Origin of the sequence: Prevotella sp. ICM33 (assembly GCF_000517825.1) — a bacterium.
Taxonomy (GTDB): domain Bacteria; phylum Bacteroidota; class Bacteroidia; order Bacteroidales; family Bacteroidaceae; genus Prevotella; species Prevotella melaninogenica.
Genome location: NZ_JACD01000071.1, coordinates 56,313 through 82,873 on the forward strand (window position 1 = coordinate 56,313; position 26,561 = coordinate 82,873).

Sequence of the window (26,561 nt, forward strand, 5' to 3'; positions counted from 1 at the left end):
CTGTTTTATAATTCATTCACCGCTTCAGCCAACTGTTCCAACGCCTGACGAAGAATAGAACGCGGTGTACCAACATTCAAACGCATAAAGCCTTCTCCACCGGGACCAAACATTCTACCATCGTTCAACGCAAGATGAGCCTTATCAATAAAGAGATTCAATAGCTCTTTATGCTTTAATCCCAATCCATGACAATCCAACCAAACAAGGAAACTTGCCTGCGGACGGAGTGGGTGAATACCGTGAATATGCTCACGACAGAAGTCTTCAACAAAGCGAACATTCTCTTCTACATACGCCAACATCTGTTTACGCCACTCTTCTCCCTTCCGATAAGCAGCTATCGTGGCTATTGGGGCAAAGAGTGTAGGCTCATCTAATTCGTTAGCCTTCAACCAACCATAGAAGCGATTACGCAGTTCTTCGTTCGGAACAATAGCAAATGAACTGACAATACCTGCCATATTGAATGTCTTTGTTGGTGCTGCAAAGGTGATACTGATTTGTGCTGCACGCTCTGACACACTGGCAAACGGAATATGACGATTACCAAAAAGTGCCATATCACTGTGAATCTCGTCGCTGATAACAATAATATTATGCTCGTAACAGAAGTCTGCCAAGCGACGTAATGTATCTTCTGACCAACACAATCCTGCAGGGTTATGAGGATTGGAGAGTACCAGTACACGGCATTTATCATCGCAAACCTCTGCGAGATTACCAAAGTCCATATCATAATATCCGTCCTCACGGAGACGAAGCGGATTGAAAACAACCTTACGATGATTAGCCTCTGGCGTCAAACGGAATGGATGATAGACAGGTGGTTGTATAATAACCTTTTCGTCAAGTTCCGTAAATACATTCACCACAAAGCCGATACCCCTAACAATACCAGGAATAAAACTCAACCACTCTGGCTTTACTTCCCAATCATGATGAGCACGTATCCAGTCGATGATAGCAGGACGAAAGTCTTCTGGTTCGACTGTATAGCCAAAGATAGGATGAGAAAGACGCTCCTTGAGAGCCTCCACAACAAAGTCAGGGCAAGCAAAATCCATATCAGCTACCCACAGAGGCAGCAGGTCATTACGTCCCCAACGTGGAAGAAGTGCCTCATGCTTCAAGTCACCACTTCCCGAACGATCGATTATCTCGTCAAAATTATAAGTTTTCATCATGCTTCCAAAGCCTGCTTAATATCATCGAATAGGTCATCAACACTTTCCAAACCAATACTAAGACGTATGGTAGTGTCTTGCACATCCATTGCTGCACGCTCCTCAGCAGTGAAAAGTCCGAAGATAGTACTTGCTGGATGGATAGCCAAGGTACGATTATCAAAGAGGTTAGTTGCCCGATGAATGAGTTTCAAGTTATCGAGCATTCTGAAGCAAGCTTCCTGACTCTCTAAGTCTATTGTGACCATTGCTCCCGCTGTTTCACCATACTGACTCACAGCCAACTGATGATATGGATTATCCTCCAAGCCCACATAGTTTACCTTATGAATAGGCTTTAGCGCACGTAATCTCTGTGCCAACTCCAAAGCATTACCTGCTTGAGCGCGATAGCGTACGTCCAAAGTCTCTAAGCCCAAGGTCTGCATATAGGCAACTTGTGGTGTCATATAAGCTCCAAGGTTAAAGAGCATCTCATTCAAGAGGCGCTTACCAATAGAAGGGAACGTACCATAATCAATAACAAGACCACCCAAAGAAGTTGCACCACCACTGATATACTTTGTACTTGAAACAACCTCTAAGTCAATGCCCAAGTCCTTTGCAGAAAACTGTGTAAAAGGGATAAGCGTTGTATCCGCAATGACAGGGATACTATGTCGGTGTGCAATTTCAGTCAAGGCATGTACATCAACCACCTCAAGTTGAGGATTTGTCATGATTTCAAGGAACAAACAGCACGTGTTTTCATCTACCAATCGTTCTACAGCCTCAACATCTGTAAGGTCACAAAGTCTTGCCTCAACCCCCAATCTGCTCAGTGTAGATGTGAGCAAAGAATAAGTATTACCAAAGAGATGACGTGACGTGATAACGTTCTTACCCTGTTCAACAACAGAAAGGAGTGTATTGCTGATAGCAGCCATACCCGAGTTGAGAGCAATAACATTCTCAGCACCAGTCAAAGCCTTAACACGCTGTTCGAGATTCGTCACTGTCGGGTTCTCCACACGTGAATAATCAGGCGCATCAATACGTCCACAAAAGGCATCAGCCATCACTTTCGCATTATCAAATTCAAAAGCAACCGCATTATAGATGGGCATACTCAACGCATCATATGCATCTCTACGCTTATAAGGCTGATGAATAGCCTGTGTCTGTTTCTTCATTTTCTTTTAAACGTTTGTATTGTTTATAAAAGGATTCAAATCAATAACGGACGGCAGAACCGTCCGTCTTATGAAGTGCATTTTATCTTATTAATACCACTGTACAGCATTTGTAATACCACTTCGCTTATCATACTTCAACGCATCGGTCAGCGTTGCAGCATTACAACGGAAAGTAAAGTTGTAAGATGTATATGGTGCTAAAACTACAGAAGCACTCATATTAAAACAGTGGAGGTCACGTGACAGACTGGCTGTTGTCATACTCATCGCATGGTTTTCAAAGTCGTAACCACTTGAGAAGTTAATGTTCCAGCCATCACTGATACGAATATTACCAGAGAAGTTCAACGTCTGTGTGAACTTATAAGGGTAACGCATCGTCTTAGTATTGAACCTACCCGCTGTATTCTCACGCATCGTAATACCATAACCGATTGTCAATGACCATGGCATATTGAAACTCATGTAACCATCGTCATCCGTCTCAGCAATATTACCACGCTTCTTCTTAGCAGCATATTTTCCCTTTTCAAGGTCATCATCCATGTTTGATTCGATGTTAGTATCTGGCCCATCGCTATCTACTGATACCTTATCATCATCTTTATCATCCTTACGTCCGAACCACTTCTTCAACTTCTCAGGGTTCAAAGTGAATGAGAAGTTCTGCGACATACCTTGGAAACGAGGTAAACGACCATATCCCCACTCTGTATGATTACCTACGTAAGGCTTACCATTAGCATCAAGTTCGTAAGCATAAGTAGCAAACTGTGCATTCATTGAGAAGGTATAATTCTTCCACCACTTCAAACGTAGACGCATACTAAGGTCACTCCAACGATGATAGTCTGCTGCAGCATTGTAAGACATACTTGCTCCTAACTCATCAATGATACTTATCTTCTTATAACCAGTAGTATCCTTATCGCTCTTAATCTTCATTTCGATGTTATTACTAACATCCCAACTGATCATCTCAGTCTTGTACTTACCCGGCACACTATAAAGCTCATCTTGATAAGGTGAGTATTCTACAAGTTTCACGTTACCGCTTGCATCTGTGTACTGATAGCTATCATAGTAGCCATAACGGCGTGCACCGAAGTTTGGTGAGTAAGAGAAAGTAACCTGTGGAGTGATGACATGGCGGATAGCCTGTATCTTATCGCCAAATAATTTTCTATTAGGCACCCAGAAACCATATAATTTCGTGCTGGCACCCACACTCATACTCCAGTTGTAAACATTATGGAAACCATAGGTAGTATCTCTTACCACCTCTTTCTGAAGAGTATTATCCCATCCACGTGTCACCTTCTTAGAATACATACGGTCCGTAAAATTGAAAGATGGCGTCACATTGATATAATTAAACAAGGTGAAGTTTGCCTGTACTGGGATTGTATGTTGGAAAGCATTTTTCCAGTCTTTGATCAGATTAGAGTGTAGGATTTTATCTTCTGTCGTTGAGATAGAATTAGCCAACTGACCCGTATAACTCATCGAAATCTTCTCATACCAACGTTCCTTACCCACAAGATGCTTACGCTTGAAAGGGTAGAATCGGCTCAAACTAATGTTCAAGTCTGGCAGTGTTATCTGTATAGAAGAGGTACGCATATCCTGTGCAAGGTTCGTAGTAGCACTCAAAGAGAGTCCAATACTTGAGAAACCTGTGCTCCAGCTAACAGAAGAAGTTCTCGTAGTCTGTGTGAGTGTCTGCGGATTATACATACTATTGAGGTTGTTACGCTCATAGCTTGATGTCGCAAAGTTCACACTTGCCGCCAAAGAACTATAAGGATTCGCCTTTGGATCTTGGCGGTGATTCCACTGAATCTTAAAGCTTTCCTGCTCAGCAAAGTCTGGTAATCCCTTGTCACCCGTCTTTGAATCCTGATAACTAAAGAGGAATGAGCCTGAATATCTGTAACGCTTGCGGTAGTTGCTGGCTGCAGACACACCCCAAGAACCCTTAGTATAGATTTCTCCTAAGAGTTTTAAGTCCCACTTATCACTAATTGCAAAGTAGTAGCCACCATCACGAAGATAGAAACCACGGTCGCTTTCATCACCATAACTTGGCATAATGAAACCGCTCGAATACTTCTTAGAGAATGGGAAGAAACCGTATGGAATTGCCAATGGTAAAGGAACATCCGCCACTACGAGATAAGCTGGTCCAAAAACAACATCCTTACCTGGGCGAACCTTTGCACGAGAAAGAGCAATGTAAAAGTCAGGATGAGGCTTATCACAAGTAGTGTAACGACCATGTTGCAAGTAAATAGAACCCGTAGAGTCACGTTTTCCAACTTCTCCACTCAAGAAACCATCTTGCTGTTCGGTGTAAACACCCTTAATCAAGCCTTTCTTTGACTTAAAGTTGAAAGCCATTGTGTCACTCTTATATTCATCTTTACCCATAGTAAAGACAGGCTTTCCCTTGATTCCACCCTCTGCTGTAGAATCGACTGTACCTGTTGCACGCACAGTACTTTTATCAAGATTCATATGTACCTTGTCACTCGTAAGCTTCATATTCTCATAATCAACCTTCGAGTTACCATACAGATACGCTGTACCCGACTCTGCATCATAAACGAGAGAGTCCTCTGCAGAATACTTAACAGGTGCATCAATTCCATTCGAACGTGCACGCATCATGCTATCGGCACGAATAGAATCGTCTATTGCTTTATTATGATGATAGATAGCCAACTGAAGAGAATCCATCTTCGTGGTATCTGGAATATTCTTATCGACCGCCTTACTATCCTTTGGACTTTGTCCTTTCAGTAGTGTATCAACCACAACAGCACTTGCCTTAGTCTTCTTGGTTTTCTTACCTTGAGGCACAGGCATGTTGACACTTGCCATTGCAAAAACAACAACAAAGGATAATAGGAATATAATGCTCTTATTTCTCATTGCCTAAATAACGTACAAAAATACTGAAATAATGCCGAATAGAACTACCATTACGCTATTTTAACTTTTATAATAATGTACGTATATGCTTACAGAAAATATTAAATTCTTCTTTTGCCGTCCAATAGACCCTGAATAGTATCCCTCAATACAGAATGTCATTGATAATTATAGCACCCTAAAATACTTAGAAACGCAGCAATTTTACCTCCCAATAAGATTTGTGTTTACCATCAGCACGACATGTGCGAAGTATCAGCACCATATGTGCGGGGCATCAGCACCAAGCGTGCGAAGCATCAACACAACAACTTAAAGCCGACTATAACCCACTTCTAAACCTTTCTTTTCCTGCTAAAAGAATACTAACTTCTTATTAATCTGCAAGATATTGATGAGCAATATTAGCCGTAACAGGACAGACGTAGAGTTACTTAATCCAAGCACAAACCTAATGTATCGATAAGTTTCTTAACAGGATGATTCGTTTCCAAAAGTTTACTCAAAGACTCACGAGGTGTAAGCATAGGTTTGATTTCCTCATGCTTAGCAAGACGAATCTCTACTTCAATCTGCCCATTACGCAATTCCTTTGCCAAAGTAGCACGAATACGCGACTTGATTGCAAGCATTTCGTTGAGCTGAATATTATTACCAGCAAGTACCAAGATTGCTGGATACTCTGAAATAGTAGGCGTGATATTCTTCATGCGTTGCGACAAAGCTTGCATACGCTCTGGCATTCGTGAACACATAGCACGCCAACTCACAACAAGGTCTTGCTGTGTAAAGCCTTCATGCTCATCCTTATTAGTTATTTCAACTTCCTCATCCAGCTTTTTCTTCTTATCGGTCTTGAGTAGATTGTCAAATGACATCGTCAATGAACCGAGATTAACAGAATTCGGAAGACCAGAAGATACATTCACCTTAGGGCGTACACCAGACGTTTCTGTGACGGGTTTCTCTGGTGAAGACACGACCTCTACAGACACTACGTCGCTATCATTAGAACCACGAGCAGCAGCAGCATCACGCTTTAGGCTCCCGACCACCTGCGGAGTCGGTTTCTGTTGAGCCTTCAGAACAAGATTCTTGAACAGGGATTTTAATCGCTTAGGGCTGCGCCCCGAGGCAGGGACATCATCATCCTTCTGCGTAATTTGCGCTACTTGGATGAGCGTCAGTTCCACCAACAAACGTTTATTAGAACTCTGACGATATTCCACATCACAACGATTCATAATCTGCAAAGCCGTATAAAGGAAGTTGACAGGGCATTTTTGTGCCTGCAACTGATAGCGATTACGCAGTTGTTCGCTTACTTCAAGCAAAGGAAGTGTCTGTGCATCCTTTGCCATCAACACATTACGGACATGAGATGCCAAACCATTCACAAGAAGTCCACCATCAAATCCCTTATTTATAACGTTGTTCAAGAGAACCATTATCTCACTCACTTTATTCTCTAAAGCAAGGTCGATGATATTAAAATAATTCTCTGCATCGAGTACATTCAAGTCCTCAATCACCTTCTGATAAGTGATATTTCCTTGTGAGAAGCTTGCAGCCTGATCGAATATAGAGAGCGCGTCACGCATTCCGCCATCCGCTTTCTCTGCAATAACGTTCAGAGCCTCTTCGTCAAATTGAATGTTCTCCTTCTCAGCAACACGCTTAAGATGGTTGATGATATTAGGAACCGTCATACGCTCGAAGTCGTAAATCTGACAGCGAGAGAGAATCGTTGGAAGAATCTTATGTTTTTCTGTTGTTGCAAGGATGAAGATAACGTGTGCAGGCGGTTCCTCCAAAGTCTTTAGAAAAGCATTGAAGGCAGCTGTAGAGAGCATATGAACCTCATCAATGATAAAGACCTTATAACGACCAACCTGTGGTGGAATACGCGTCTGATCCATCAATGACTTGATGTTCTCAACAGAGTTATTGCTGGCAGCATCTAATTCGAAGACATTATAGCTTCTTCCTTCTCCAAACGCCTTACAACTCTCACACTCGTTACAAGCCTCACCATCAGCTGTTGGATGTTCACAGTTGATAGCCTTGGCAAAAATTCGAGCACAAGTAGTCTTGCCCACTCCTCGTGGACCGCAGAAAAGGTAGGCATGAGCCAGCTTACCACTCTTCACAGCATTCTTCAGCGTAGTAGTCAACGCCTGTTGTCCAACAACGGAGTCAAAGGACATTGGACGATACTTTCGCGCCGAAACAATATATTCATCCATAGTTTCAAAATCTAATTGTATATGCAAAGGTAATAAAAGTTAAGAAAAGAGGAGGAAGGAGGAAAGAATTAAATTGTTAATTTGCTAAAAATATGTATGTTTCATGCTCCGATATGCAATCTTTTCCTTACTTTTGCAAAAAAGAATGTAAAGAAGTGAGTAAGATTACCGGACATATTTACAATTTTTTCAGCCGATTTAAGTTTCATATCGTCATCATCTTGGGCGTACTCATTGTAGGTGTTTTAGATGAGAACAGTTTTATGAAACGTATAGAGTATGCTTATCAGATTGACGACTTAAAAACTGAAATCCGAAAGTATGACAGCCAATATCAGCATGACATGCAACAGCTTAAGGAACTAAAGACAGACCCAAAGGCTATTGCACGCGTTGCCCGAGAGCGTTACTTCATGAAGGCTGACAACGAAGATATCTTCGTGTTGAGCGATGATGAGCATCAAACTGAAAACACAGCTAAAAATGAGACAACTGAATAAACTCGAATCAATTATTTACCTTTTGGGAGGAATCATAATGGTTATAGGTGCAGGCTTGTACGCTTTCCTTTTGATTCAACCAATAGCCTGTTGGCTAATGCTTGCTGGTGCTGTTGCTTTTTCTCTTGTGCAGTCACGTCAGCGATACCTTGGAACATCTCTTTCAATTCGTCGTTTACGTAAGATTATGTCACTTGCAGGATGGGGATTCATTCTTGCAGGATTCTTTATGGTAGAAGACTCCTACCATTTTCTTCGTCCTGTTTTTGCAGGTTCATTAGATAGCTATAGCAGCTATGTAAGTATTTTCCATCACAATTGGGTTATACTCCTACTTATTTCTGCTACCATAGAGATGTATACTACTCATCGTATCAGCTACGAACTAAAGAAGGAAAGCGAAAGTCCAAGTACCTAAAAAAAGCTAAAAGCTTAGAGATAGTTTTAATTTGAATAAAAAAGTTTCTCGGCTTCAATTATAGAATGTAATTTTGTCTGAGAAGAAATAGAACCAGTTTAATTATCTATGAATAAAATTCTTTACGCACTTCTAACACTTATCGTGTTTACGTCATGTGCCAACTCATTCAATATACAGGGAACATCCAACGTATCAAGCTTGGATGGAAGAAAGTTATACCTAAAAACAGACCAAGCTGACTCACTGATTGACTTAGATTCATGTGACGTCGTTCATGGTCAGTTTGCTTTCCATGGTACCGTTGACTCTACTAAGGTCGCACAGATATTCATGGATGATATCAACTTACAGTTCCCAGTAGTTATTGAAAAGGGAGATATTGCAGTTAAACTGGACAACACACAACAGCGTGTCAGTGGCACACCGCTGAATGACAAGCTAAATGATTTCTGGACGAAGTTTACACAACTCCGCAATCAATATGCAGAAATAGATCATGAGGAAAGTGCTGCCATTATGAATGGCCATGATGAAGAAACCGTGAATGCTCAACTTATAAAGAAGGCATTGAACGTATATGACAAGGGCGACAAACTCTTTACGAAGTTCATTACAGAGAACTTCAATAACATTCTTGGTCCATGGTGTTTCCTTACACGTATCAGCTACGAGACAACACCTAATGCTTACCCTGTATGGATGAATGATTATATGTATACCAATGCGATTAATCAGTTGCCATCATGGATAGAATTCATTATGTCGAAGGCTACAGATACCTTTAAGCAGAATCCTCAGATAAAAGCATTCTATACCGACTTCCTACAAGCACAAAAGGAGATGAATGGTATGGTTGACCCAGCCGGAACCAATGATGCTGCGGGAACAACTCCTAATGCTGCTGTAGCACCTCCGACTCCTGCACAGATGGCTGGTGACTCTATTCCAGAATAAGGTATGGTCCCGACTATCGTATGTTCTAAGTTCTACGCTGACAGAACGATTGCTTGATAAGGTTCTATAGGAATGTTTTGAGCTTCGGATAAAGAGTTCATAGACAACAAACTATTTATTCTAAACGAAGGTTGCTGTCACTTCCGTCACTCAGTCTTGTTATTTAACAGATTGTCTTATAGGATGTTGAAGCGATATGTTAAAATGACAGCAAAAGAAAATAAAACTACTATTAGTAATATATTCCTTCTTACTTTAGTAGAATTCTCTCACTTCCTATCTCGGAAGAATCAACAGACAACCTCTAACAATAAAGAATATAATATATGAGGAGACTCATTCAAGGTGGAACTATCGTCAATGAAGGGCGAAGCTTTATTGGTTCGCTCATCATAGAGGACGATTGTATCATAGAGATTATAGAAAACAACGAAACACCCCGTGGAGAATTTGACGAAATCGTCAACGCCACGGGGTGCTTTGTACTACCTGGTGTTATTGATGATCATGTTCACTTTCGTGAGCCGGGACTAACGGAGAAGGCAGATATTGAAAGTGAAAGTCGTGCTGCTGCATATGGTGGTGTCACCTCTTATTTTGAGATGCCAAACACTAATCCACAGACAACAACATTAGAAGCTTTACATGATAAGTGGGAACGAGCAAAGCACTCAAGTCATGTTAACTATAGCTTCTTTATTGGGGCTACAAATACAAATCAGACACTATTCCCTCAATTAGATATCCACACTATTCCTGGAATAAAACTCTTTATGGGAGCCTCAACTGGGAATATGCTTGTTGATCGACGAGAAGCATTAGAAATGACTTTCCGTACTGCTGCAGAGTTGAATCTGCCAGTGATGACACACTGTGAGGATTCTGGTATTATCAACGAGAATATGAAAGTTGCCAAAGAACAATCTGGCGACGACCCTGATATTACACATCATTGGGAAATACGCAGTGCTGAGGCATGCTGGGCTTCCTCGCTCTTAGCTGTGGAATTGGCACGAAAGTACAAAACACAACTGCATATTGCTCATATCTCTACAGCAAAAGAATTATCATTAGCTAATCTACCTGAAGATGAAGGAAGGATTACTTTAGAAGCTGTTATTGCACATATTGCTTTCTCTAACGAAGATTATCTTACTAAGAAGGCACTTATTAAATGCAATCCTTCAGTCAAGACGGTAGCTGATAGAGATGCTATTCGTCAGGCACTCACGGATGGACGTATTACAGTCATTGGTACTGATCATGCTCCTCACCTATGGGCACAGAAGCAAGGTGGCTGCTCTAAGGCTGCATCAGGAATGCCAATGGTTCAATTCTCACTCGTCACTATGCTTGAGTTGGTTAACAAAGGTGTTCTTACAATAGAACAGATGGTTAACCTAATGTCACATGCACCGGCTCGACTTTTCCGTATTGATAAACGAGGTTTCCTACGTAAAGGCTATAAAGCCGATATTATTATCGTTGCACCAGACCAGCCGTGGACAGTGAACGAAGATTGTATTCAGAGTAAATGCAAGTGGAGTCCAATGATGGGACACACCTATCAATGGCGTGTCTTACACACTTTCTGTAATGGAAACCACCTGTTAAATAAGGAAGAGTTTGATAACACCATACATGGTGAAAGGATTACTTTTCGAAATGATAACTAAGTCATAATGATCGAAAATAAAGTAGATAACAAAAATAAGATAATAACATACAATATCAGCGAAATAGTTCCTTATATCAACTGGGCATACTTCTTTTATGCTTGGTCAATGAATGGTAAGGCTAAAGATGCACAACTGGAACTGCGTTCAGAAGCTGAGAAATTATTGGCTGACATGGAAGGGAGATATCACACACGTGCTGTCTTTGCACTATGTGAAGCCAATAGTGAAGGCGATGATATCATTATCAATGGCACACGTGTTCCAATGTTGCGCCAGCAGAAAGTTATTCCAGGCAAACCAAACCTTTGTTTGGCAGATTTCATACGCCCAGCCTCTTCAGGCATCAAAGATACAATTGGACTCTTTGCTACTTCTGTTGATGCTGCATTTACAAGCAACAATGAGGGAGATCCCTACCAACGTATGCTTTCGCAGACCTTAGCTGACCGATTAGCTGAGGCTACAGCTGAGAAGTTTCACGAGGATGTACGCAAGAAGTATTGGGGGTATGCAACTGATGAGCAACTGACTATAAAAGATATTCTTGCAGAGAGATATCAAGGCATTCGTCCAGCTGTGGGCTATCCATCCATCCCTGACACAAGTATGAATTTTCTTTTATACGAACTATTGGATATGAAGGGAATTGGTATCAACCTTACAGAAAGTGGAATGATGGTACCACATGCCAGCGTATCGGGATTTATATTTGCACATCCTCAAAGCCGATATTTCGACTTAGGAAAGATTGATGACGAACAATTAGAAGATTATGCACATCGTCGTAATAAGCCTGTTGAAGAGCTAAGGAAGTATCTTGCTTCTACCCTATTGAAGAAATGATAGCCAGAATCGTTATATATCTTATATTAATAATTGTGCTGTCTGACCTCTATATAGACATGCACTATTTCCGCAAACGTTACCCCATCGCTTGGTGGCAACGCCTATTATGGTGGTTACCTTCTATCGGTATGGTCATCTATACCTGTGCTATGGCTTCCATACGTGACTTTGCGCCTAACAACCTCACTTGGCTGAATACATATATATTCCTTCTCGGTTTACTTGTGGGTCCTAAGGCTATCTTCGCACTCATCTCCATCTTGGGTTCAATCATCCGGAAATATATCATCCGCACAAATCGAAACTGGGGACATTATATAGGTATACTCCTTGCTTGTTTTGCCGTTGGATCATTTATATACGGGCTCACATATGGGGTTTCTAACATACAAGTAAAGCATGTAGACCTCTATTTCAAGGATTTACCGAAGTCTTTTGATGGCTATCGGATTGTGCATGTATCTGACTTACACCTCGGTACCTTCAATGGCTGGCGCAGTAAGATTCTGAAAGCAGAGATGGATAGCATTGAGAAGCAAAAAGCTAACCTCATTTGCTTTACTGGTGATTTACAGAATATACGCCCTGAAGAGGTTGAGAAAATGGCTTCAATAATCCGTCAGCCTATGAAAGGGACTATCTCTGTCTTAGGAAACCATGACTATACGGAATACATCAAAGGTGATGCTAAAGAGAAGGCTGCAGAGGAAGTACGCTTGATAAAAGCAGAAGAAGAAATCTTAAAATGGACTCTTCTACGCAATCAGAATACTCGTATTACATCACCAGCAAAGGAGTCTGTCTATGTTTGTGGCACAGAAAACGACGGAAGACCACCATTCCCAAACTATTCCAACTATAGGAAAGCGATGCAAGGAGTAGAACCTAATTCGTTTGTGATTATGTTACAACATGATCCATCAGCCTGGAAACGTTCTATTCTTCCTAAAACCCCAGCACAGCTTACATTAAGCGGACATACACACGGCGGACAGATGCAAATCTTTGGATGGCGACCAACAAGTATCCGCCAACAGGAGGATTATGGACTTTATGAACGAAACGGACGCTATCTATACATTACAGCTGGATTGGGTGGACTGGTACCCTTCCGCCTCAATATGCCTAACGAAATAGCGGTGATAACATTACATGTTAAGAAATAAAATTAAAAAGGATACATCTATGAGTAATACTGCAACACAACAACAAAGGCAATCCTCAATAGCTATGCTGGTTATTACATTCTTGTATAGGATTTACATGCTATTCATCGCCTTCCCACTCTTCCTCTTTGCGTCTGTTCTAACAGCATTAACAACAACTATTGGCTGTCAAATCGGTAATGGACATTTCTGGGGATACTACCCAGGGAAATGGTGGTCGTGGTTTACCATCCGAATACTCTTTCTTCCTGTAAAGATTGAAGGACGTGAGAATCTTGATCCGAAGCAAAGCTATGTCTTTGTAAGCAATCATCAAGGTGCTTTCGACATCTTTCTGATTTACGGTTTTCTCGGTCGTAATTTCAAGTGGATGATGAAAAAAGCTATCCGTAAAATACCTTTGGTAGGATTAGCATGCGAGAAAGCACATCATATTTTTGTGGATAAGAGTGGTGCAAGTAAAATCAAAAAAACATACGACACTGCACGTGAAACCCTTCATGAAGGAATGTCTGTCGTCGTATTCCCAGAAGGTGCACGTAGTTTTACTGGTCACATGGGTAAGTTCCGTCGTGGAGCTTTCATGTTAGCTGATGAGCTTCAGCTACCAGTATGTCCACTTACCATCAATGGTTCCTTCGACGTTATGCCTCGTACTAAGGACTGGCATTTTCCTGTATGGCATCGACTGAGTCTCACCATTCACAAACCAATCTTCCCAAAAGGGAAAGGTGCTGAATTCGAGAAGGAAACACTAAATGAAGCATACGATTCTGTTATGGCTGGTCTTTCTCCCGAATACCAAGGTTTCGTAGAGAACCCAGACCAATAAAAATAGACAAAAACTTGTTAGTATCATATTTTTATACTACATTTGTCCTATAAAAACAAAAATCTATGACAAGCGATAGCATTGTAATTATACCGACATACAACGAAAAGGAGAATATAGAGAAGATAATCCGAGCAGTATTCCGATTGGAGAAACTTTTTCACATTCTGGTAATTGACGATGGTAGTCCTGATGGGACAGCACAAATCGTACATAATCTGATTAAGACGGAATTCTCTGACCGCCTCTTTATCATTGAGCGTTCCGGTAAATTAGGTTTGGGTACAGCCTATATCACAGGTTTCAAGTGGGCTTTAGAACATGGCTACGAATACATTATTGAGATGGATGCTGACTTTAGCCACGACCCTAACGACCTTCCTCGCCTTTATGCTGCAACCCATGACGAAGGTTACGATGTTGCAGTTGGTTCACGTTATGTCAGTGGAGTAAACGTTGTAAATTGGCCTATCGGACGTGTATTGATGAGTTACTTTGCCAGCAAGTATGTTCGTGCAGTAACAGGTTTCCACGTGCATGATACGACTGCGGGCTTCGTATGCTATCGTCGTCGTGTTCTTGAGACAATTCCATTAGACATGATTCGTTTTAAGGGTTATGCCTTCCAAATCGAGATGAAATACACCTCTTTCAAGATTGGTTTCAAGATTAAGGAAGTACCTGTCATCTTCGTAAATCGTCGTGAGGGAACAAGCAAGATGAGCGGTGGCATCTTCTCAGAAGCCTTCTTCGGTGTCATCCGACTCCGTATGGACAGTTGGTTCAGAAAGTATCCTAAGATAAAGAACTAAGATTTAAACCAAACAACAGTAACAGCCATAACCTTAGTGGGTTATGGCCGTTACTATTTTCACAAGTGACTTTGTCTTTATACAACTTAGAAACTATTGTAATACAAATCAATTGTAGATAAACATTAGAAAACAAATACGGGAGATTTAAGTTTAATTTACTTTTTACTAATTAAACTAACAAACTTGTATCTATGTTCATACAAATCTTGTATCCCATAACGTGGACCATATACTTTTACTATGATAAGGTATTCGTGTCCCTCTTCATAGATACTATCAAATCCATCAATATGAGATACAACAGATTTTCTCATATCTTTGTCTACTATAACATAGCCTTTATTTTTCGATTTAATAGATGTACCTGGATAGAAGTAGTCTTCCTTATGCGATAATACGCTTATCGTATCTGTTTTTTCATACTTGTAGTCGCCGTCTACGTCTTCTTCCTTTGTACATCCCACAAAGAGAAATAACATTAAAGATGCTATAATGTATAGATGTTTAATCATAATAATATGAATTAAAAAAATATTTTATCATTACTAAACTCACTTAAATGAGACTGTTACTATAGAGGACTGCCTTTCTCTACTTTATTTTGACACAGTCTACTCTGTTTTATTCCAGTCCATTCCTACCAACACAACCAACGTGTATGTACACAATGATTTAATAAAAAGCAAAAGGAACATCATTCCCTGCAATAAAAGCCTTTAGATAAAAGAATCTGTTACTACGGGAAACAATGTTCCTTTGTTACTATATCTTGACACAACTCATTGTGTCTTTATATCAAACTTATGCTTCCTTATCGTACTCGAGGTGGAAGTTTATGATTGTCTCAATTCCCTTCAACCAGAGATCTACTGGCATATTCTCGTTCGGAGAGTGAATAGCATTTGACTCCAAGCCGAAGCCCATGAGAACAGTCTTCACACCGAGCAACTTCTCGAAAGTAGAGATAATTGGAATACTACCACCAATACGCACTGGTAATGGACGTTTACCGAATACAGCTTCGAAGCCACGCTCAGCAGCTTTATAAGCTGGGAAGTCAATAGGACAAACATAACCATGACCACCGTGATGCTTCTCTACCTTAACTGTAACATAATCAGGAGCAACACTGTTGAAATAATCCACTACCAACTGGCTAATCTTTGTATGATCCTGATGTGGAACAAGACGTGAAGAAAGCTTTGCGTATGCCTTTGATGGAATAACTGTTTTAGCACCATCACCTGTGTAACCACCCCATATACCGCATACATCAAATGTTGGACGATAACCAGTGCGCTCGATTGTACTGTAACCTTCTTCTCCGAAGAGTGCCTTAACACCAAGAGACTTCTTATATTCCTCCTCATCGAAAGGAATAGATGCAACGAGTTTACGCTCCTCATCAGAAGCCTCCTCAACATCATCATAGAAACCAGGGATACGAATCTTACCATCAGGACCAGTTACATCAGCTATCAACTTACAAAGAACATTGATTGGGTTAGCTACAGCACCACCGAAGGTTCCTGAGTGAAGGTCACGGTTAGGACCAGTAACCTCTATCTGCCAATAAGACAAACCACGCAAACCTGTTGTGATAGAAGGAGTATCAGGACCAATAAGACCAGTATCTGAAACGAGGATTACATCGCAAGCCAAGAGTTCCTTGTGTTCCTCGATAAAAGGACCAAGACTACCAGAACCTATCTCTTCTTCACCTTCAAAGATGAACTTCATATTATGCTTCAACAAGTTATTCTTGTTAAGATACTCAAATGCCTTTGCCTGCATGAATGACTGACCCTTATCATCATCAGCACCACGAGCCCAGATATGACCATCCTTGACAACTGGCTCAAATGGTTCGGTCTTCCAAAGTTCAAATGGCTCTGCTGGCATCACGTCATAGTGACCATAAACCAATACAGTCTTTGCATTAGGGTCAACCATTCTCTCTGCATAAACCATTGGATTACCCTTTGATGGCATCACCTCAGCTTTGTCAACACCTGCCTCAAGCAGCAATTCCTTCCAACGTTCAGCACAGCGTACCATGTCCTCCTTATGAGCTGGTTGTGCACTTACGCTTGGTATACGTATCAGACTGAACAACTCCTCGAGCATTCTGTCTTTATTCTCTTCTACATATTTCTTAATCATAATTCTTTATTTATTGTGATTATCTTCTTTATTATTTGAAAGTAATCAATGCTTCCATTTCATTGATAAATTTCTCAATCTGAATAAAATAAGGCATAACTTCTTCCTCCGTAGCATCAAACATATCATCATAGTCACCAGATTGGCGCAACTCGTATAAACGGGAGAACAATCTCCCATAAGTTTTGTCGATAAGTCCAACAGAGATAAACTGCTGTCCTATAATATGAATAGTCCTGCGTGTGTCTTTGCAGATAATCCTTTATCAAGGAGTAAAGCCTGTGCCATATGATAGACAGCATAATATAAACGATTCCCAACAAGGCTCCAATGGCCTAAACGAGCGTTATCACGTGCTTCTACTAACACCGCTTTTGCTTTCTCAATGCGGTATGCTACAAGTGCTTTTCGTTCTTCACTTGTCAACATAACAAAATTCCCTCTGATTCAACATTGTTATGAAAAGGAGAGTGAATTCGATTAGCCCACTCCTGCAAGGTATAGATGATAGGATGTATCATTGCATTAATTTTCCATCCAAGTTCCCAGAAAGGATAGGTGAACTTATCATGATCAGATTCTTCTATTCTATCCTTATCAAGAAGAATGAGAATATCCCAGTCTGACAGTTCACTTGCATCACCACGCGCCTGAGAGCCGAAAAGAATTATCTTTCCGTTTTCAGGTTTTAACTCCATCGCAATGCTGCTAATAGCCTTCAACACATCATTATGTCTTACTTCTTTCATCATCTGTTCGCAAATTTAAGCATGATTTATCAGTTTCGCAAGTTTTTTGTTTAATTTTATACTTGCTCACATATATGATAATAGAAATAAATTGTATATTTGCAAAAAATAACACATTACCCCATGGATAAAATTATCTTAACTATTATCCTTTCATCTTTACTATTCGCATGTAGCTCTGTTAAACTTACAGAAGAACAACGTATGCTGAATGGAATAAGGCGAGATGTCCCTTTTCAATTAGACTCTCTTAAACCCACCAATAGTAACAGCTGGAGCTTCACCAACAATGGTATTATTACAGCAGAGCCTGACTATGAAATAAGGGATGACGGTGCATTATTTGTTTATCGTACTTTCTTTAATGGACCGAAACAAGCACAGCAGCCCAATATTGTATGGCGTAATCTCTTCATAATAAGAAAGAAGCACCGAGTAATATGTGTGGATAGGATATTGATAGATGGTAAGACGAAAGGTATAGTTTATATTCTTCAGAGCAAGAACAAGTCCTATCCTTCTTATGGACATTATCAATGGGATGTCACACGATTGGAACATTTAGAGTTAGTTGGCTCTATTTTAGAAGATATGAAGAACTCAACTCTAAAACGATTCAACCTTTCTAACAGCACTCCTAAATTAATGTCTTCAGATATCAAGACACCTTCCTCACAGGATGATTATTGGCGTCTTATCTTCCATGCCGACTCTCTTTATGAGCAAGGGCATTATGATGATGCCATCCGTGTATATACTGAAGCATTCGCAGATGATCGTTACATCTTTCCTTCCAAGTTATCAAGTGTTGCTTATAAATTACGTATGGTTGATAAAGAAGAGGCTGCTTATAAGTTTGATAAGCACCGTATAAGAATGGAAAAGGATTACTATCAGATGCCAGACTCTGCTACTGTGCCTTCTTATGAAGATGAGTTTGATAAGCGAGCAGATATCTATAACTATGATTTATCACTGAAGAACCATTTAGAAGAGATGCTTGAACGTGACCAAGCTTATAGGACACAATGGATATTGAGCCGACAGTTGCACCATGAGGAGACACAAGATGATATAGCGTTAAGGCTTCGTGCTGATAGTATTGACTCTCTCAACCAAGTCGAGATAAGGCAAATATTGAAAGAACACGGCTTCCCTAAAAAGACAGAAGTAGGCACTTCTGCTTGTGAGGCAGCATGGATAATCATTCAGCATGCACCCTTGGACGTACAGAAAGAATATCTACCTATGTTGGAGAGAGCTGCGACAGAAGGGAACATTCAAGCTGCTTTAGTTGCTGCTCTACATGACAGGATTGATGTAAGAGAGGGGCGACCTCAGAAATACGGAACACAGAGAAATCACAATGGAATCTGCCCTTTACTTAATAAGAAAATGGTCAATCAATGGCGGAAGGAGGTTGGTCTTCCACCATTGGATGAATATTCAAAGTGAACTTAGGATATCCATTTCATCAAGACATTTTGTTCCCTTGTTCTATTGCTCTTAAAACTTTCACACCTTCTCCCACCGTCTTCACATCACTGACTACCATAGAACGTTTGCCATTTCGTTCCTTAAGATTACAACGGCGGGGATGATAACCGATATAGTTGAGTACCTTATCAAAGGCAGCACTCTGATAGTAGACACTATTAGGATTAGAAACAAATTGCATCTGCATACGTCCCTGCTTAAGAATAATCTTCTCACAACCCAATCGCTTACCTACACGACGAAGTGCAACGACCTGCATCAGTTCCTCACCTTGACGTGGAACAGGACCGAAACGGTCTTGCAGGCGCTGACGATAGGCATCAAGGTCTTCGTCTTTTTCAATATTATCAAGCTCACGATAAAGTAGCATACGCTCTGAACTACCCGGCACGTAGTTATCAGGGAAGTACATTTCAAGGTCGCTCTCTACGGCACAATCATCAATGAAATCATCACCCGTAATCTGCTTTCCTTCGTCCATCTCCTCTTCATACAAATCTTGGAACTCATCATTTTTCAGTTCCATCACCGCCTGATTGAGGATTTTCTGATAGGTCTCGTATCCCAAATCCTCCATAAATCCACTCTGCTCAGAGCCTAAGAGATTACCAGCACCACGGATATCAAGATCCTGCATCGCAAGATTAAATCCACTACCGAGGTCGGAGAAGGTCTCCAAAGCCTCCAGACGACGGCGCGCTTCTGGGTTTAATGCAGCCAAAGGAGGAGCAAGAAGATAACAGAAAGCCTTTTTATTAGAACGTCCCACACGACCACGCATCTGGTGCAGGTCGGAGAGTCCGAAACGATGCGCATCGTTGATGATAATAGTATTGGCGTTGGAAATATCAATACCATTCTCAACAATCGTTGTTGAAAGCAGTACGTCATAGTCATAGTTCATAAAGCCCATAACTATCTCCTCCAATTCTTCAGGTTTCATCTGCCCGTGTCCGATAGCAATACGGCAGTCTGGCACATACTTTTTAATAAGATTTGCTATCTCTGGAAGATTACTGATGCGGTCATTTACAAAGTAAACCTGTCCATTACGGCTCATCTCAAAGTTAATTGCATCTGCTATTACTTCATGCGAGAAAGAAGCTATCTCAGTCTGAATAGGATAACGGTTGGGTGGCGGTGTACGCATAATACTCATATCACGTGCACCCATCAGTGAGAACTGTAACGTACGTGGGATAGGCGTTGCCGACATCGTAAGGGTGTCAACATTCGTCTTTAATTGGCGAAGTTTCTCCTTTGTCGACACACCGAACTTCTGTTCTTCATCAATGATAAGTAGTCCGAGGTCATTCCACTTCACCGACTTGCCTATCAACTTATGCGTTCCAACGAGGATATTTATCTTTCCAGCTGCCAAATCTTCCAATACCTGTTTAGTTTGTTTGGTACTACGAGCACGTGAGAGGTAATCAACACGCACAGGCATATCCTTCAATCGCTTCTTGAAAGTTTGGTAATGCTGGAAGGCTAACACGGTTGTAGGTACTAATACAGCCACCTGCTTATTATCTACAGCAGCCTTGAAAGCTGCACGGATAGCCACCTCTGTCTTACCAAACCCCACGTCACCACAAACCAGACGGTCCATCGGACGTGCGCTTTCCATGTCCTGTTTGAGTTCTTGTGTAGCCTTCAACTGGTCGGGCGTATCCTCATAAAGGAACGAAGCCTCCAATTCGTGCTGCATAAACGTGTCAGGAGAGAAGGCAAATCCCTTTTCACGACGTCGCTTAGCATAGAGTTTTATGAGGTCGCGAGCAATATCCTTGATACGCTTCTTCGCCTTTTCTTTCAGTCGATCCCAAGCACCTGAACCAAGAACAGACAATCGTGGTGGTTCACCACTATCACCACGACGATACTTACTAATCTTATAGAGCGAGTGAATAGACACGTCCACAATATCATTATGCTGATAAACCAGACGTATCATCTCTTGATAAGAGTCGCCAGCAGGTACACGAACCAGACCAGCAAACTTACCTATTCCAAAGTCTACGTGCACTAAGAAGTCACCAGGTTCCATTTCTTGCAGCTCTTTCATCGTCAAAGCCATTTTACCTTGACGTGCCTTGTCTGACTTGAGGTTATACTTATGGAAACGGTCGAAAATCTGATGATCGGTAAAGAAACATACCTTCAGCGTACTATCAACAAAACCTTCATGTAGCGTTCGATTAACTGGCGTGAAAGGTAAGGCTCCCACCGTCGCGTCCTGCCCCTCCCCAGACAGTTCAGCTACAGACAGATTCTCAGAGTCAGGTGAGACATTTGTGTCTGACAATGAATCGAAGATATCCCTCAAACGTATAGTCTGCTTCTCGCTATCTGCAAAGATATAGAGTTTATAACCTTGCAGAAGATAGTCACGAAGGGTCTTAGACAGCAAGTCAAAGTTCTTGTGGAAAAGTGGTTGTGGCGAGGTACTGAAGTTAATTGTAGCCCGTGAGCCATCCTTCTTCTTTGCAAGGTCTGAAGAGGAATAATTGATACCAAACTCTATACGACGGAAGTCAAGCGCATCATTCATCCAACGTGAGGCTGGCACCAGTTGTCCTTCCTTACAGAAAGCCACTTCCAATTCACGCTGTTCTAACTCCGTCTTACCCTCTAACTTCTCTGTCAAAGCTTGATTAGTAAAGCCTTCTTGATAGATATTATCAATCGCATCGCGCACATAGAGGAAGTCCTTAAATGCCAATACGGCATCTTCTGGCAAGAACTGAAGGAAAGGCACCTTCTCTTCTGACATCGTTGTCAGCTCTGGAACAATCTCTACACGTGTCAACTTCGCTGTAGACAACTGCGTCTCCACTTCAAAGTTGCGAATGGTTTCAATATCATCACCGAAGAAGTCGATACGGAAAGGGAGTTCATTTGAGAAGGAATAGACATCAATAATACTACCACGCACAGCAAACTGACCTGGTTCATAGACGTAATCAGTCTCTGTAAAACCAAAAGAACGTAAGGTTTTCTCTACCTCCACAATATCAATATGCTGGTCCACAGTCAATGTCAAACGACGTTCATCTAACTGCTTTTTTGATACAACAAGTTCTGATAGGGCTGATGGCTCAGTGACAATATAAAGTGGTAGAGTGTTGTCAGCACCCGAGGCAAGGGCTGAAAGTCGTGTCAGCACCTCTGTACGCAGGATTTCATTACCCGCATCACGCTGTCCATATTTCACTGCACGACGATAAGACGATGGGAAAAACAGCACCTCTGCTACCTTCCCTTCACCGTCAGCAGGCATAGCAATTGTCTTGAGGTCATTGTAGAAATAACCCGCCTCGTCATTGTCATTCAACACGAAAACAGTCGTTGTCTTCCATCGTTCAGCTATTGATGCAAAGAACATCGGAGCAGCTGAAGCCACGAGTCCTTGCAGAAAAACAGTTCTTATCGACTTATCTTTCTGTATCTTCTGTATCGCTCCTGCCTGTGGCAGCATAGCGTATAATTTCTGTATGTCTTGTATCTTCATCGCAAATGCGTTGTGCTTGCAAAGTTACAACAAATTTCAGACAGAGGGCAATTATCTATGAAATTAAGCAGAAAAGTAGTTAAAGATTTGGTAGTTTCGTGAACTCTCCTTATATTTGCAGTCTGATTCAGTGGAAACAGAAGAGGATAAACATAGGGATAAAGGCGAATAACATCGACTAAAACCCATAAAAGTCCTCATTGTACTATGGGCTTGTTTGGATTTGACGGCAAGACGAGATGGTACGTAAGCACGCGGAGCATCGTTGACTGGCTCCTAAATCTCAGTTATCGAAAAATTAATTGGCGAAAACAATTACGCTCTCGCTGCCTAACCGAAGTACAGTAGGTTACTGGCTTTATCCGACTATTAGATAGTTGGACGAGACATCGCTCCGAGGATGTTGTTCCGAATCCAGAGAGTAAGCGATGCAGGTTCAATCGGAAATAGTCAGTGTATGCCTCGATGCACTGATGAAGATTTAGAGGATAAGATGTCGGTTGGTGGTCCAGGTCTTGCCGACATACGAAAATCGAAGGCTGGAATAAACGTGTAGAAAGCGTATGGTTTCCTTGTGCGGACGTGGGTTCGACTCCCACCAGGTCCACTTTTTAATCCTAAAAGGGATTATCTAAAAATTAAAAGGCAGTATCAAATTAAGCTTTGATGCTGCCTTTTTTTATTTATCATCATTGAACTAATCTGTGAATCTTCCAAGAAGTGAAATAATCTAACCTACTAAAACAAAGAGAAGTTATTACTTCTATTACCATAATAAGTTTAATTTCGTGTTGCTGTCACTTTTAACATTTCTCATAACAGCATTGTTTATCAACGCATTAACCTGTCCCTTTGAGTGACAAGTATGACAGGAAAATTTATTTTCAAGTAATATCTCCTTCGAGACAGTGCCCACGTCTAATCCATTTCTACCCTATAATAGACTCTACAAGATGAGGGTTATTTATGTGGCAATAATGCTTTCAGATGCTCAAAGTGCCTCATCATACTTTGTTTCGTTTGCTCATCACGCTCTACCCGACATGCCGCTTCTAAGTCAGATAAGAAGGGAAGATAATCAGTCTCAGCAATAAAGCGAGCCACACGTTCTCTTACCGCAGGACTATTGTCAAAGAGTAAGCCTTGCACCCAACGCTTAGCATCCCATGAGCGACATGCCTGTAACCAGTCGAGTGCAGCTATCTTCTCCTTAGGCGAACCGTATAAGAATGTTCTATAATATCCACGTTCCTTTCTCAAATCATCTTTCGTCATAAGAATCTCACGATTGTATAAATCGGGATTAACGACTCGCTTCGAATATGCTACGACTGGCATGCGTAAGGTCCAACGCACCATGCGTGGTATCATCCACATCATTCCTGGTGTTGCCTCTGGGTGCGAGATACTACTAAAGACACGCCCTTTCCCATATTCATTGGCGATAAAGAAAGGTCGATTATTCGTCATGTTAGCTGGAGCATTACCCTCTTCATGCACATCGGTTTCCATTATCGCCATAGTCGTGTAAGGAAGTGGAATACTGTCACTTTTTACAAGGACAGGACCTTCGTAATACATGACGTATGACTTATCACGCTTAGCAAGCTCAGGGAATAGTTTTTTACCTTCTGCCGTGAGGGAAAAGGCTGATATACCATGTCCACGATTATCATGCTCAATATCAATTGCCTTTCCACCATTGATGTGCATACAAGCATATTCTGGTGTGTCTGTAAAGAGATAGGCACCAGCACAGATACCCACAGCACCTTTTCCTGAACGAATAAAGTTTCTTATTCGTTCCATGTTTTCCTCTCCAAGATTCATATACTGCGTCGCTCCCTCACCTCCTGGGATAATGATAGCATCCAAATCCCTCAAAACGCCATTCGCAATATCACCCGTAGTGATAGTTCGGACCGCCATATCAGGATCCAATTGTATGGATGCAATCGTCTCCCAAATACACGTTTGTGCACCGCCATTACCTTGGAAAACACCCACACGCACCTTGTTTCCTACTCCCATACTCCATGCACTCAGTCCTACCAAGCACATAGCAATGATGAAAAACGTTTTTCGTAGCATAATTGTTTATGTTAGTTTGTAATTCTTTTATAGTCAAGTTTGCGCATAGTCAATCTACTATGAACGAAACAAAGATAGTATTTATCTTTGATATTTACATGTAAACAAAAGTGTTTTAAGTATTTTTAGACTATCGTTTAGTACCTTATCCCACACACTTATAGGTTCCGACAGACCTATCCTACCCTTCCCTACCAAAGTATAGATGCCCAACACCATTGGTGCTAATGCTCAGCACATATAGTGCGGAGGGTGAGCACCATTAGTGCGGAGGGCATAAACAACACCAGCAATACCATAAGAATGAGATAAAGCAGTATAGACATTTACATGGAATGAGCCTTTAACTTATACTCTATTACGTATGTTTATAGAAAATGATTACCTTTGCACTGTAGTTTAGATCAAATCACAACGATATGAAAAAACAACTTATCTTGCTTTGTGCGTTAGCCATCTCAGCATCGTTACACGTCACAGCACAATCATTCAGAAAGCAGATCAGTGAGCATCCTGAGCTTTCTGCCAACAATTACCTTGCTTACCCAGATCCTTCGGGTAGGCTAACGCCTGCTCCTTCAGGCTATCTTCCTGTATATCTATCGCATTATGGGCGACATGGGTCACGCTATCTCATTCATGAGCAACAATATCTCCGTCCTATAGAAACCCTACAGCAAGCTGATTCGGCTGGTGTGTTGACCAATGAAGGAAAGGACGTCTTGAAGAAATTACGCCTCATGTACACAGAATCTTATAAACGATGGGGAGAGCTGACACCATTAGGAGCACAGCAGCATCAGCAGATTGCACGAAGAATGTATCGTCGTTTCCCATCTGTATTCCGTGATTCTGTATGGGTGGATGCCAAGTCGACGGATGTTATCCGCTGTATTCTATCCATGGAGAACGAACTGCAGGAACTGATTCGGCATAACCCTCGGTTGAGAATTAGGCATGATGCGAGCGCACATGACATGTATTTTATGAAGCAGCCAGACAAGAAACTCTCTCATCAAAGGGATAGCAGTGCTGTAAAGAATACGATTGACGAGTGGGGTAAACGCAATATTGATACCAAACCATTGATGGCTCGTCTCTTTAAGGATAAGGAATACGTGACAAAGAAGGTAGATGCAGGACAGCTTACCTTCGACCTTTTCAGTTTAGCAAGCATTGTTCAGAACTCAGAGATACGCCATTCGCTCTCGCTATACAACCTCTTTACAGCCGATGAGTTGTACCAACTATGGCAGAGGAGCAATGCTTGGTGGTACTTACGTTATGCCAGTGCACCACAAAGCGGAGGTAATCAACCTTTCTCACAGCGTAATCTCTTGCGCAAGATTATCACTGATGCTGATTCTTGTCTGGCGCTCCCTCATCCAGGCGCAACCCTTCGTTTCGGCCATGATACGATGGTTATGCCATTGACGTGCCTACTGAATCTTAATAACAATGACATCAAGGTTTCAGACATTGACAGTCTTACCCTGAAGGATTGGAGTTCTACACGCATTGTCCCTATGGCTGCTAACATCCAGTTTGTTTTCTATAAGAATCCGAAGAATCCAAAAGCTGATGTTCTCGTAAAGGTCTTACTCAACGAGGAGGAAGCGACGCTGCCCCTTCCAAAGACTTCTACACCATATTACTATCGATGGAGCGACTTTAAGAAGTTCTATCTTTCAAAGCTAAATAGCTATCATGAATAAGGGGCTATGCCCTTGGTTGTTATCATAGCTATATTCTCTTCCCCCTAACAAGACGCCCTTCTCGATGTGAGAAGGGC

Annotated in this window: 19 protein-coding genes, 1 other RNA gene and 1 pseudogene; 11 read left to right on the forward strand and 10 right to left on the reverse strand. The window is 41.4% G+C overall.

Going from position 1 to position 26,561, the window contains the following annotated elements; all coding sequences use genetic code 11:
- Nucleotides 1-5: 5 nt before the first annotated feature.
- From HMPREF1505_RS08140 to HMPREF1505_RS08155, 4 genes are all read right to left on the reverse strand, one after another.
- Entirely contained in the window at nucleotides 6-1,187 is a 1,182-nt protein-coding gene (locus HMPREF1505_RS08140; RefSeq protein ID WP_036924479.1) for a MalY/PatB family protein, read from the reverse strand.
- Entirely contained in the window at nucleotides 1,184-2,359 is a 1,176-nt protein-coding gene (locus HMPREF1505_RS08145) for a PLP-dependent aspartate aminotransferase family protein (protein WP_036924480.1), read from the reverse strand. Before HMPREF1505_RS08145 ends, HMPREF1505_RS08140 begins: the two co-directional genes overlap by 4 nt.
- Before the next feature lie 90 nt (nucleotides 2,360-2,449).
- Nucleotides 2,450-5,296, reverse strand: coding sequence for a putative LPS assembly protein LptD (locus HMPREF1505_RS08150; protein ID WP_036924481.1), 2,847 nt, complete (start codon nucleotides 5,294-5,296; stop codon nucleotides 2,450-2,452).
- Between the two features lie 434 nt (nucleotides 5,297-5,730).
- Nucleotides 5,731-7,542, reverse strand: a complete 1,812-nt coding sequence (locus tag HMPREF1505_RS08155) for a DNA polymerase III subunit gamma/tau (protein ID WP_036924482.1) — start codon at nucleotides 7,540-7,542, stop codon at nucleotides 5,731-5,733.
- A 155-nt stretch (nucleotides 7,543-7,697) separates the two neighbouring features.
- Here HMPREF1505_RS08155 and HMPREF1505_RS08160 point away from each other — a divergent pair, with 155 nt between their 5' ends.
- The 8 genes from HMPREF1505_RS08160 (at nucleotide 7,698) to HMPREF1505_RS08195 (ending at nucleotide 14,752) form a co-directional block, all read left to right on the forward strand.
- Entirely contained in the window at nucleotides 7,698-8,042 is a 345-nt protein-coding gene (locus tag HMPREF1505_RS08160; protein WP_036924668.1) for a septum formation initiator family protein, read from the forward strand.
- Nucleotides 8,026-8,460 (forward strand): hypothetical protein, encoded by a 435-nt coding sequence (locus HMPREF1505_RS08165; protein ID WP_197017514.1) that lies wholly within the window; start codon nucleotides 8,026-8,028, stop codon nucleotides 8,458-8,460. The genes HMPREF1505_RS08160 and HMPREF1505_RS08165 overlap by 17 nt, the downstream gene beginning before the upstream one ends.
- A 108-nt stretch (nucleotides 8,461-8,568) precedes the next feature.
- Nucleotides 8,569-9,417, forward strand: a complete 849-nt coding sequence (locus HMPREF1505_RS08170; RefSeq protein ID WP_036924483.1) for a DUF4369 domain-containing protein — start codon at nucleotides 8,569-8,571, stop codon at nucleotides 9,415-9,417.
- A 326-nt stretch (nucleotides 9,418-9,743) separates the two neighbouring features.
- Nucleotides 9,744-11,093, forward strand: a complete 1,350-nt coding sequence (locus HMPREF1505_RS08175) for a dihydroorotase (protein ID WP_036924485.1) — start codon at nucleotides 9,744-9,746, stop codon at nucleotides 11,091-11,093.
- 6 nt (nucleotides 11,094-11,099) lie between these two features.
- A complete protein-coding gene (locus HMPREF1505_RS08180; protein WP_036924487.1) occupies nucleotides 11,100-11,939 on the forward strand; it encodes a vitamin B12 dependent-methionine synthase activation domain-containing protein in 840 nt (279 codons plus the stop codon).
- Nucleotides 11,936-13,108 (forward strand): metallophosphoesterase, encoded by a 1,173-nt coding sequence (locus HMPREF1505_RS08185; RefSeq protein ID WP_036924488.1) that lies wholly within the window; start codon nucleotides 11,936-11,938, stop codon nucleotides 13,106-13,108. The genes HMPREF1505_RS08180 and HMPREF1505_RS08185 overlap by 4 nt, the downstream gene beginning before the upstream one ends.
- A 19-nt stretch (nucleotides 13,109-13,127) precedes the next feature.
- Nucleotides 13,128-13,940 (forward strand): 1-acyl-sn-glycerol-3-phosphate acyltransferase, encoded by an 813-nt coding sequence (locus tag HMPREF1505_RS08190; protein WP_197017515.1) that lies wholly within the window; start codon nucleotides 13,128-13,130, stop codon nucleotides 13,938-13,940.
- A 65-nt stretch (nucleotides 13,941-14,005) separates the two neighbouring features.
- Nucleotides 14,006-14,752 (forward strand): polyprenol monophosphomannose synthase, encoded by a 747-nt coding sequence (locus tag HMPREF1505_RS08195; RefSeq protein WP_036924492.1) that lies wholly within the window; start codon nucleotides 14,006-14,008, stop codon nucleotides 14,750-14,752.
- Between the two features lie 158 nt (nucleotides 14,753-14,910).
- Here HMPREF1505_RS08195 and HMPREF1505_RS08200 read toward each other — a convergent pair whose 3' ends face one another.
- The 4 genes and pseudogenes from HMPREF1505_RS08200 to HMPREF1505_RS08215 form a co-directional block, all read right to left on the reverse strand.
- Nucleotides 14,911-15,267, reverse strand: a complete 357-nt coding sequence (locus tag HMPREF1505_RS08200) for a hypothetical protein (protein ID WP_036924495.1) — start codon at nucleotides 15,265-15,267, stop codon at nucleotides 14,911-14,913.
- A 289-nt stretch (nucleotides 15,268-15,556) separates the two neighbouring features.
- Nucleotides 15,557-16,918, reverse strand: a complete 1,362-nt coding sequence (locus tag HMPREF1505_RS08205) for a dipeptidase (RefSeq protein ID WP_036924498.1) — start codon at nucleotides 16,916-16,918, stop codon at nucleotides 15,557-15,559.
- 31 nt (nucleotides 16,919-16,949) lie between these two features.
- A pseudogene (locus HMPREF1505_RS08210) lies at nucleotides 16,950-17,347 on the reverse strand (HEPN domain-containing protein).
- On the reverse strand, nucleotides 17,341-17,670 hold the full coding sequence (locus tag HMPREF1505_RS08215; RefSeq protein ID WP_004360074.1) for a nucleotidyltransferase domain-containing protein: 330 nt from the start codon (nucleotides 17,668-17,670) through the stop codon (nucleotides 17,341-17,343). The pseudogene HMPREF1505_RS08210 and the gene HMPREF1505_RS08215 overlap by 7 nt, the downstream one beginning before the upstream one ends.
- Before the next feature lie 120 nt (nucleotides 17,671-17,790).
- On the opposite strand from HMPREF1505_RS08215, the gene HMPREF1505_RS08220 reads away from it, so the two are divergent.
- On the forward strand, nucleotides 17,791-19,122 hold the full coding sequence (locus tag HMPREF1505_RS08220; protein ID WP_036924500.1) for a DUF6624 domain-containing protein: 1,332 nt from the start codon (nucleotides 17,791-17,793) through the stop codon (nucleotides 19,120-19,122).
- Between the two features lie 19 nt (nucleotides 19,123-19,141).
- On the opposite strand, the gene mfd is transcribed toward HMPREF1505_RS08220, so the two are convergent.
- Nucleotides 19,142-22,678 (reverse strand): transcription-repair coupling factor, encoded by a 3,537-nt coding sequence (gene mfd / locus HMPREF1505_RS08225; protein WP_197017516.1) that lies wholly within the window; start codon nucleotides 22,676-22,678, stop codon nucleotides 19,142-19,144.
- Between the two features lie 209 nt (nucleotides 22,679-22,887).
- Here mfd and ssrA point away from each other — a divergent pair.
- Nucleotides 22,888-23,288: a transfer-messenger RNA gene (gene ssrA / locus HMPREF1505_RS12980) on the forward strand.
- Between the two features lie 350 nt (nucleotides 23,289-23,638).
- On the opposite strand, the gene HMPREF1505_RS08230 is transcribed toward ssrA, so the two are convergent.
- Nucleotides 23,639-24,769, reverse strand: coding sequence for a BPL-N domain-containing protein (locus tag HMPREF1505_RS08230; protein WP_036924504.1), 1,131 nt, complete (start codon nucleotides 24,767-24,769; stop codon nucleotides 23,639-23,641).
- A 419-nt stretch (nucleotides 24,770-25,188) separates the two neighbouring features.
- On the opposite strand from HMPREF1505_RS08230, the gene HMPREF1505_RS08235 reads away from it, so the two are divergent.
- Nucleotides 25,189-26,484: a histidine-type phosphatase gene (locus HMPREF1505_RS08235; RefSeq protein ID WP_036924506.1), complete on the forward strand. Its 1,296-nt coding sequence runs from the start codon at nucleotides 25,189-25,191 to the stop codon at nucleotides 26,482-26,484.
- The last annotated feature ends 77 nt before the right edge of the window (nucleotides 26,485-26,561 follow it).